This window comes from Clostridium boliviensis, assembly GCF_033342255.1.
Classification (GTDB): Bacteria; Bacillota; Clostridia; order Lachnospirales; family Lachnospiraceae; genus Lacrimispora; species Lacrimispora boliviensis.
The window spans coordinates 1-918 of sequence record NZ_JAWONS010000128.1 but is presented as its reverse complement, the minus strand read 5'-3'; the positions used below and the strand labels follow the sequence as shown (position 1 = coordinate 918).

Genomic DNA, 918 nt, shown 5'->3' with positions numbered 1-918 from the left:
GCTACTTTAATCCGTCTTCCTTCGCTGTTTTCATAGCTTCGGATCTGCAACCGTCCGTCCACGCCGACCAAGCGTCCTTTTTTCAGGTGTTCGGCACAGGTTTCGGCCAGCTGCCGCCAAATGACGATATCAATGAAATCCGCTTCCCGCTCCCCCTGCTGGTTGGTGAACCGGCGGTTCACCGCCAGCGTGAAAGTGGTGACGGCCACACCTTTCGGAGTGTACCGGAGTTCGGGATCCTGCGCGAGACGACCGACTAAAATCACCCGATTGATCATAAAAAACCCCTCCTTAGATTCCTACAGGTTGTGGTCTAATATCGTCGTCTCTACCAGTCATTTTAAACCCCCTCTTGAACTTTGTTCAATTATAGTATAGCACCATCTTGAACAAAGGTCAAGTGGTTTTGCGAAAAAAATTTGCGGTTTGGCCAGGCCATCCGCAGAAGTCAGCAAATTCAGACAGCAGCCATCCTCCTAGATTCCCTGAGGCCCGCCGGAAGCGCAGACCCTTGAGCTCAAGCGCCCTCCCCAGAGAGGGCCAGCCCTCTCTGGACTCTCCCGCGCTCGCCGCGTGGCAGGCCGGGCGGGCGGAGAAAGCCCGCCGCCCGGCGGCGGGGAAAGCGTCCGGGCCCGGGGGAACCGGTCAAGGGTCATCGTCGCTACGCTCCTCGATCCCGCGGGGCGGGACGCCGGGGGCGCCCTTGACCGGTCAGGATTCCTCATCCATTGGTGGAGGCCTTCAGCGTTCGGGACTAGCCGGCGGATCCAGCTGACGGGCCCTGACCCTTTGTTCGAGTTCCAGCTTGAGGCCTCCGCTCCGTGGCGCAAGGAATGTTCGGTTTTTGACTGAGAAGTACGGCGGCCGCCGCACCATTCTCGTTCGGATCCGGCAAAAAAGAAACAGGTATTATGCCTG

At 58.5% G+C, this 918-nt stretch carries 1 protein-coding gene; it reads right to left on the bottom strand.

Features of this window, described 5'->3' with window-relative positions; all coding sequences use genetic code 11:
* Positions 1-278 (bottom strand): single-stranded DNA-binding protein (gene ssb / locus RZO55_RS08965; protein WP_318063940.1); only part of this gene is annotated, 278 nt, incomplete at its 3' end.
* Between the last annotated feature and the right edge of the window lie 640 nt (positions 279-918).